Annotated in this window: 8 protein-coding genes; 1 reads left to right on the top strand and 7 read right to left on the bottom strand. The window is 69.8% G+C overall.

Features of this window, described 5'->3' with window-relative positions:
• Positions 1-94 precede the first annotated feature (94 nt).
• A complete protein-coding gene (locus D7X55_RS43000; protein WP_147442948.1) occupies positions 95-646 on the bottom strand; it encodes a hypothetical protein in 552 nt (183 codons plus the stop codon).
• Positions 647-971: 325 nt separating this feature from the next.
• Here D7X55_RS43000 and D7X55_RS30355 point away from each other — a divergent pair, with 325 nt between their 5' ends.
• Positions 972-1,865, top strand: coding sequence for a Fic family protein (locus D7X55_RS30355; RefSeq protein WP_233610160.1), 894 nt, complete (start codon positions 972-974; stop codon positions 1,863-1,865).
• A gap of 73 nt (positions 1,866-1,938) precedes the next feature.
• Here D7X55_RS30355 and D7X55_RS30350 read toward each other — a convergent pair whose 3' ends face one another.
• From D7X55_RS30350 to D7X55_RS30325, 6 genes are all read right to left on the bottom strand, one after another.
• Positions 1,939-3,324: a hypothetical protein gene (locus D7X55_RS30350; RefSeq protein ID WP_121724886.1), complete on the bottom strand. Its 1,386-nt coding sequence runs from the start codon at positions 3,322-3,324 to the stop codon at positions 1,939-1,941.
• Positions 3,325-3,358: 34 nt separating this feature from the next.
• Positions 3,359-6,292, bottom strand: coding sequence for a TonB-dependent receptor domain-containing protein (locus tag D7X55_RS30345; RefSeq protein WP_121724885.1), 2,934 nt, complete (start codon positions 6,290-6,292; stop codon positions 3,359-3,361).
• A gap of 147 nt (positions 6,293-6,439) precedes the next feature.
• The gene (locus tag D7X55_RS30340; protein WP_120552041.1) at positions 6,440-6,871 is read right to left on the bottom strand and encodes a biopolymer transporter ExbD; all 432 of its coding nucleotides are present in this window, start codon (positions 6,869-6,871) and stop codon (positions 6,440-6,442) included.
• 16 nt (positions 6,872-6,887) lie between these two features.
• Positions 6,888-7,295 carry a biopolymer transporter ExbD gene (locus D7X55_RS30335; protein ID WP_120552042.1) on the bottom strand — a complete coding sequence of 136 codons (408 nt, stop codon included), beginning with the start codon at positions 7,293-7,295 and terminating at the stop codon, positions 6,888-6,890.
• Positions 7,279-8,037, bottom strand: coding sequence for a MotA/TolQ/ExbB proton channel family protein (locus tag D7X55_RS30330; protein ID WP_120552043.1), 759 nt, complete (start codon positions 8,035-8,037; stop codon positions 7,279-7,281). The genes D7X55_RS30335 and D7X55_RS30330 overlap by 17 nt, the downstream gene beginning before the upstream one ends.
• A gap of 32 nt (positions 8,038-8,069) precedes the next feature.
• A partial coding sequence (locus D7X55_RS30325; RefSeq protein ID WP_147470269.1) for an energy transducer TonB occupies positions 8,070-8,616 on the bottom strand: 547 nt, incomplete at its 5' end.

Here is an 8,616-nt window from a genome sequence, read left to right as displayed (position 1 = left end):
GGAAGGTGCCGGGGCCCCAGGAGGGTGTGCAGCGGGGCTGTCGGGTGGGACGAGAAGGCGGGGACGCCGTGCATGCGGCCCCGTGCGTGGCCCCTCATGCTGAGTGCGCGGCCCCCAAGGGCGCCAGGACGTGCAGCGGCGGAGGGCTGGGGCCTACCGCCTCGGGTGCTCGCGCCGCGAGGGCGGCCGCCGCCCGCGCGGCAACGCGCCGGGCGCTCCAGTCCTCCGGGCATGGGGGCAGCGCACGGAAGAGCCCGCCGCGTGGCAGCGCCCGTACCCACGCCGCGAGCGTGCACCAGCGTCCCACGCTGCCAGGGCCCACCACGCGCCAGGGGCTCACCTGCTCACGCACCCCGGCCACCGGGCGTGCAAGCAGCCCGAAGAGCGCGAGCGCCAAGCCAATGGCCGTGGCCGCGTACAGCCGCCGCGTCAGTACCTCCCGGGGGCCAACGGTGCACGTCGCCCTGCACGCGGTGCACCGGAAGCGGCGCACGGCCACCTCTCGCGCTTGTGCGGCGTCTCCCCATTCCAGCGGCCCGAGCACCTGCCGCTGACGCAGCCCATGCCCATGCAGCACCAGGGCGCCCCCGACGGGCCTGCTGGCCGCTCCGCACTCCGGGCAGCGGGCCGGACGCACCGAGTCCACAGAGGGCACTTCCTCGCCCCAGGACTTGACTCCTCTCTGACTTCGGATGACTCCTCGGGTGCTCCGCGAAACTCTCCACACAGTCTTCTCGCGGGGCATTGGTGGGCAGGGGTGTTGCCACACCCCTCCCACCGCCTACTCGCCGCCGGCTCGCTCCAGCCGCGGTAGCAGCTCCACGCCGCGCCCCGCCCTCTCCTCGGTGCGCAAGCCGACCTCAACGGCGGTGACTCGCAAGAATCCGGCTCGCTGATGGGCAATTCCTCTGCTTACGCCCGCTTCCCATCGACGAGTCGGTTCGAAATCCGGCCGGTCTTCCTCAACCACCGTGCTCAGCAACACGAAGGACGCTGAAGAGGTCGTCAACTACGTCGGGGCGATGAATTACGGCCTGGAGCGGCTCGAGACACTGCCGCTCTCCCTCCGTCTGCTGCGGGAGATTCATGAGCGGCTGATGCGAGACGTCCGTGGAAGCGAGCGAAGCCCGGGAGAGTTCCGGACCACGCAAAATTGGATCGGTGCTCAGGGATGCACCCTGAACACCGCCAGCTTCGTTCCTCCGCCTCCACACGAGATGACGCAGGCACTCGATAACCTGGAGAAGTTTCTTCACGAGGCAGGCACTTTGCCTGTGCTCATCCAGTGTGGGCTTGCTCACGCCCAATTCGAAACCATCCACCCGTTTCTGGATGGAAATGGGCGTGTCGGGCGGCTGCTCATCACCTTGTTGCTCTGCGCAGGGGGCGTTCTGGAGCGTCCCCTGTTGTATCTGAGCGTCTACCTCAAGGCGCATCGGGCGGAATACTACGACCGGTTGACTGCGATTCGGAGCAAGGGCGATTGGGAGGGATGGCTGCGCTTCTTCTTGAGAGGCGTGGCGGAGGTGAGCCTCTCCGCGACGAACACCGCCAAGGCCATCCTCCAGCTTCGCGAACGCACCCGGCATCAGCTCGATAACAGCGCGCAGGGGCCGCGATTGCTGGACCATCTGTTTGAGCGCCCACTCATCTCGATCCGGGCGGCACAAGCCTTCCTGAATTGCTCCTATGGAACGGCGGCCTCGCTCATCGAGCAGATGGAGGCGTTGGGCATTCTGAAGGAGACGACAGGCCAGAAGCGCAACAAGCTCTACCGCTACGAACCTTACCTGGCCATCTTCGAGCAGCAGGGCTTGAGCACCGCTTCGTCTGCCTCCACACCTACTGACGAACAAGCGACCTGAGCCGGCAGAAAAGAAGACCGCGTGTCCCCGGACGGTGTTGCCGGGAGCACGCGGTCATGTGTTCACCGAAGGGCTAGTTCTTCGGGAACGCAGTCCAGCCGGCCAGCCAGTTGGTGGTGCCCACCGCGCCGACGAAGCGCGCGCTGGTGTCGAAGCCCGCGCCCGGGGTGGCCGCGTTGTCCGGGTTGAGCGCCGGGGAGCCCGCCGCCGGAGCGAAGTTCGGGGCCTCCAGGTTCAGCGCCGCCGTCAGCTGCGCGTCCACGACCTTGTTGTTCAGGCCCGCGGCCAGCACCTTCTCCGCCTCCACGAACTTGCTCACGTCCGGATCCGTCACGTTGCCCGCCGCGTCCTTCTTGGGGTTCGGCGCGTTCGGGATGGAGGCCGTGTCACCCTTGTTGCTCCAGAAGAACGTGTTCTGGATGGACAGCTCCGGGGTGGCCGCGTTCCACAGCGCCGCGGACGCCGTGCCGTCCACGTCCACGGCCTTGTCCGCGAAGTGCGCCACGATGACGTTGCGCAAGAGGCCGCCCGCGCCCGTGTTGAACACCAGGCCCTCCTGCGCCGGCGTCGTGCCCGCCGGACGGCCGGAGCCGATGAACGTCGCGTTCCAGATCTCCGGCACCGTGTGCGGCTGCGCGCCGTTGTCGTTCTTGTTGCCGGAGGCCTCGATGCCGCGGTTGCCCACGGTGCCGTTCTGCTGCACCACCAGGAACTGCACCTTGCCGCGCCAGCCCAGGTCGTAGTCCAGGCCGTCGTCGTCCGGCTGGCTGATGACGATGTGCTTCAGGCCCGCCGTGCCGCCGAACATCTCCACGCCGTCGTCGGCGCCCTTGTGCACCTGCACGTAGTCGATGTCCGTCGCGCTGCCGCACGCGCCCGTCGTCAGGCCGTTGAGCTCGTTGTCCTCGGCCAGCTCGTAGCCCGCGAACTCGATGCGCGCGTACTTCAGCTTGCCGCAGTCGTGCGCGTCGTCGGCGTTGGCGCCGCCGCCGTACTTCGTGCGCGTGTCACCGCTGGTGGCGAAGAAGCCCTCGATGGTGTTCTCACCGCCGGCCACGTTGATGCGCGCCTTGCCCAGCAGCACCACGCCGCCCCAGTCACCGGCCGCGCGCGTTCCTGCCGCCTGCGCGCTGGTGAAGACGATGGGCTTCTCCGCCGTGCCCACCGCGTTCAGCTTCGCCTCGCGCGTGATGACCAGCGCGCTGCCCGTCCCGCCCTTGATGGTGACGCCCGGCTCGATGGTGAGCGTGCCGCTCTCCACGAACACGTAGTCCTTCAGCGTGTACGTCGTGCCGGCCTTCCACGTCGTGTCGCCCTGGATGCTGCCGGACACGTCCTGCCCGGTGGCCTGCGGATCCCCGCCGTCCGGGGGGTTGCCCGGCTTCGGGTCGTCCTCGCCGCAGCCGGCGAGCAGCACGAGGCTGGAGAGCGTGAGGACGGAGGCAAAGAGGGTCTTCATGTTGGATACGTCCTTTCAGGGGAAATGGGAGGGGCTACAGGGCCCAGCCGAGCGACGCGGTGAACGCCACGCCGGGCTTGTACGTCTGCACCGTCACGTCCCCCTGGCGGAGGGTGACGGACGCGTTGAGGAGGTTCGCGGCGGTCAGCTTCAGCTGCGTCGCGCCCAGCTTCTGCGTGAGGCTGAGGTCCACGCGGTGGAAGGGCCGCTCGTACACGTCCGGCAGGCCCTGCACGCCGACCTCGCTGATGCGCTGGCCGTACACGTTGTAGAGCACGGCCACTTCGGTGCCGCTCTCCGGCCGCTCGTAGCCCACGTTCACGTTGACCACGTAGGGGGACTGGCCCTGAAGCGGACGGTCCTTGTTCGTCTGCGCGCCCAGGGCGGCGTCACCCAGGTCCACCCGCGACTGGATGAGCGTGAGGTTCGCGCCCACGCGCACCGGGCGCAGCGCCGGGCTGAAGCGCGCCAGTGACGTGCGCGCCTCCAGCTCCACGCCGTAGCTGTCCGCGCCGGCCGCGTTCTCGAAGCCCAGGTCGCCCGAGTCCGGGTTGCGGATGACGCGCTCGATGGGGTTCTGGAAGCGCTTGTAGAAGGCGCTCGCGGCCAGCACGTCGTTCTCGCCCACGAACCACTCGGCGCGCAGGTCGACGTTGTGGATGCGCGTCTCCAGCAGGTCGGGGTTGCCGGACACGTTCCGGCGGCGCACGAAGTCGAAGAAGATGAAGGGCGCCAGCTCGCGGAAGGTGGGCCGCGCCAGCGTGTAGCTGTAGCCCGCGCGCAGGTTCACCTCCGGGGACAGCGCGTACGTCGCGTTGAGCGACGGCAGCACGTCCAGGTAGCGCTGATCCGCGCCGCCGTTGCCGCTCTCCACGCCGGTGAAGGGGGCCTTGAGAGTCAGTTGCTGGCTGGACGCCTCCACGCGCACGCCGCCCACCAGGCGCAGCGGCTCCACGGGCTTGTAGTCCGCGGACACGTAGCCGGCGTGGATGCCCAGGAAGGCGTTGTAGGCGTCATCCGCGCGGGTCGTCTCGCGCACGATGATGGAGCTGCCCACGTTCTCCGGGGAGAAGAGCTGCTCGGGGGGCTGGGTGCGGTCCACCGGCTCGTCGGTGAGCAGGTAGCGGAAGCGGCGCGCGTTGAAGTCGCGGAAGGACACCTGCGTGAGGCCGCCCACCTTCACGCGCAGGCCGGAGGTGAAGGGCAGGGTGAGGTTGAGGCTGCCGCCGGTGGACGTCTCGCCCAGGTCCGCGAAGAAGCGCTCGCCGCTGTTGGGCTGGTTGGGGAAGGACAGCTGCGCGTCCGGGTTGCTGAGGGCGGCGCTGTAGAGCGTGTCGCGCGTGTCCGGCTCGTCGCGGTCCACGCGGGAGATGTTGGCCTGCCAGTCCACCTCGGAGTCGCCCAGCAGCCCCAGGCGGTGGAAGCCGCGCAGCTGCGTGAAGGACAGCGCGCGGGTGATGAACTGGAGGCGGGTGCTGGCATAGGCGTCGCCGCGCACGTTGTTGTTGCCGTTGGCGGTGTACGTGCGCGTGTCGGTGCCGCGCGTGTAGAGGCTGAAGAGGGTCAGCTCGTTGTCGCGGTCGAACTGGTAGCCCACGCTGGCCAGGCCGCTGAGGTTCGCGGTGGAGAAGCCCTGCGTGGTGCGCGCCACGTCCTGGGAGATGAGGCTGCCGGACTCGTCGCGGGCGGCGCGGGCGAAGTCACCCGTCTGCACGCCGTCGCGGTGGCCGTAGTTGACGGTGGCCAGGTAGCCCAGGCGCTGGTTGCCGAAGCGCAGCGTGTCACCCAGGGACGCGCCCAGGCCCAGGTTCGGAGCGGCGCGCGTGGTGCGGCGCTCCCAGATGTTGGAGAAGCTCTCCCACTGGCCCTCCAGTTGCTGCGCTGACTCTCCGCCCGCGCCCAGTCGGTGGTCGCTGGGGATGTCCCTGGGCAGGCCGCGGCCGGAGGAGGCGAAGCCCAGCGTCTCGCCGAAGCCGCCCTGCGCCTGTGCGTTGCGCGTGCGGAAGGTGGTGACGGTGTCGCCGCCCAGGGTGAGGCGCGGCTTGAACTCGAACTGGGACGGGTAGGTGTTGGTCTCGATGAGCAGCGTGCCGCCGCCGAAGGTGCCCGGCAGGTCCGGCGTGTAGCTCTTCACCACGTTGAGGTTCGCGAGCAGGCTGGTGGGGAACAGGTCCAGCGGCACGCTGGGCTCGTCCGGCTCGGGGCTCGGCAGGAGCGCGCCGTTGAGGAGCGTGGTGGCGTAGCGGCCACCCAGGCCGCGCAGGAGCACGTAGCGGCCGTCCACCACGGTGGCGCTGACCACGCGCTTCACCGCGTCACCGGCGCTGGAGTCCGGCGTGCGGGCGATCTCCTGCGCGCTGATGGCGTCGGAGACGACGGCGGCCTTCTTGCGGTCCTGGAGCAGGGCGCCTTCGGCGCGGCGGTCGGAGCGGGCCTCGACGACGACCTCCTGCACCGCGCCCACGTCCGCGCTGAGCGCGACGTCCAGCTTCGTGGCCTTGCCCTGCGTGACGACGACGCCCGTGATGCGGCGGCCCTGGTACACGTCGTAGAAGGCGCGCAGGTCGTACTTGCCCGGCGGCAGCGCCAGCCGGTAGTTGCCGTCCAGGTCCGTGAGGGCCTGCTTGTCGGCGCCCGTCACGACCTTCACGGTGGCCTCGATGAGACCTTCACCGTTGGCCTCGTCCGTCAGCCGGCCGTAGATGCCCGTGAAGCCCGGGGGCGGCGTGGCGGCTTCGGTGACGGCTTCATCGCCCATGGCCGATTCATCGGCGGACGGATCAGCAGGCTGCGGGTTCGCGGCGCTGCCGGGCTCCGTGCCTGGCGGAGGCGGAGGAAGCTCCCCGGCCGGCTGCTGACCGGGGGACGCGGAGGGCGAAGGCGCGCCGGGCGCCTGCGCGGAGGCAGGCAGGGTGATGAGCACGAGTGACGCGACAGCGGCGCGCACGAAGGTCGAGAAAGACAACACGGCTCTCCTTGCCGACAGCGACGCGCACTCAACGCGACGCCCGTGGCATTGGGATGAAGGGTTTGTGACGTCTGTGGCGGGGGAGGGAAAACTCGGCGTCACGAACCGCGCGCGGCTTCACGAGAGCCGCGCGCGGGGCGCCTGGAGTCAGTCCGCCAGCCGTTCCGGCAGCACGGCGACGGTGATGTTCCCGCCCCGCGCCAGGTCCAGCACTTCCATGGCACTGCCGTACGGCACCGCGTCGCCCGCGTCGAAGAAGACGACCTTGTCCGCGCGCGCGTTGAGCATCCGTTGCAGCCGCACCACCACCTGGTCGCGCGGCACTTCTTCATGGTTGATGCGCAGCGTGCCGGCCTTGTCCACCGTGAGCACCACGGGCGGCTTCGCGTCCGGCGGTGGAGGCGTGGCCTCCTCCTTCTTGTCCGGCTTCGCGGGCACGTTCATCCACAGGTTCTTGGTCATCAGCGGCGTGACGACCATGAAGATGATGAGGAGGACGAGCACCACGTCCACCAGGGGCGTCACGTTCATCGTGGGGCGGACGCCGCCGCCCTTGTTGCCACCGACGTCGAATGCCATGGCGCGTGCCTCCCCTTCAGTTCTTCTTCCGGTCGATGACCTGCAGGCTGATGCCCGGGAACCCGATGTCCTGCATCGCCTTGAACACGCCGCGCACCTGCGCGTACGCCACGCCCTTGTCCGCCTTGAGCACCACGGGCGCGTCCGGCTTCGCCTGGTGCAGCGCCTTGAGTTCCACCACCAGCGCGTCCCGGTTCAGCTGCTTGCGGTCCAGGTAGAACGACCCGTTGGCCGCCAGGCTCACCGTGGTGGGCTCCAGGTTCTTGTTCTCCGCGTCAGGGTTCATCGCCGCGGGCAGGTCCACCGCGGCGCCAGCCTCCAGCTGCGGCGTGACGACCATGAAGATGATGAGGAGGACGAGCACCACGTCCACCAGCGGCGTCACGTTCATCTCCGGCGTGAGGCTCCTACGCGTGGCCGACATCGCCCGCCTCGGTCCGCGTGGAGACGACGTCCGTGGCGCCCGAGTGCGCGCCGCCGTGGGCCGCCACCGCGCGCTTGTCGCCCGCCATGTCCTCCAGGTGGTCCATGAACTCGCTGCGGGCCTGCTCCAGGGACAGCAGCAGCGCGTCCGCGCGAGTGGACAGGAAGTTGAACATCAGCACCGCGGGGATGGCGACCAGCAGGCCCAGCGCCGTGACGACCAGCGCCTCCGCGATACCGGCGGACACCGCGCCCAGGCCACCGGAGCCCTCCTTCGCGATGCCGGCGAAGGCCTCGATGATGCCCACCACCGTGCCGAGCAGACCGACGAACGGCGCCACCGAACCCACCGTGGCCAGCACCGACATGCCCCGGCGCACGTCCGCGGTGATGCGCTCGTTGATGCGCACCAGGTCGCGCCGCGTGAGCTCCACCGCGCCCAGCTTGCCGGCCGGAGCGCGGGACTTCGCGAGGAACGTCTTCATGCCACCGCCGAGCATCATCGCCAGGTGGCTGCTCTTGTTGCCGTCCGCCTCCTTCACCAGCGCGTCGTGCTGCTGCTGCGCGAGCAGGGGACCGGCGCGGCCCGCGAACTGGCGGGACGCGGCGCGCGAGCGGAAGAAGACGAACAGGCGCTCGAAGAACACCGCCAGCGACGCGACCGCGAAGGCGACCAGCGTCCAGGCGATGCCCAGGGCGAAGACGCCCATGTGCGCGTAGATTTCCTTGAGATTGAAGTTCATGGCGATGGCTCTCCGAAGAGGGGAGGAAGGCGTCAGGACTTGAGGCGGAACGGGACCTTGAAGATGCGGAAGACGGCGGTGGGCTGACCGGACACGACGGCGGGCTTGAAGCGCCACGTGCGCACGGCGGCCAGCGCGGCGCTGGCGAAGGGCTCATCGCCGCGCATCACCTTGAGGCCGGTGACGCGGCCGTCGGCCTCGACGACGCCCTTGAGGATGACCAGGCCCTCGAGCCCCTTGGAGCGGGCGTCGGCGGGGTACTCGGGGATGAGGTTCGCGGCCAACGGCTCCGGCGGCGTGCCCGTCTCCGGGAGGTTGATGGGCTGCGCGCGGCCACCACCGATGGCCATGCCCTCGCCGCTGCCGGTGCCACCCACCACACCGCCAGGGACGAGCGTGCCCGTGCCGCCCACGGCCATGGGCGCCGCGGCGACCACTTCCTTCTCAGCCTCGGGCGGCTTGTCGAGCGGCACCGCGTCCGGCGCCTTCAGCGGCGCGGGAGCGACGGTGGGCATCGCCGCGGGCGGAGGCGCTGCCCTCGCCACGGGAGGCGCGGCGATGCCCACCGTCGCTCCCGCG

It is taken from the genome of Corallococcus sp. AB049A, from assembly GCF_003668885.1.
Lineage (GTDB): Bacteria > Myxococcota > Myxococcia > Myxococcales > Myxococcaceae > Corallococcus > Corallococcus interemptor.
Note: the sequence above shows the minus strand (reverse complement) of the source record. Positions and strands in the feature narration are given on the sequence as shown.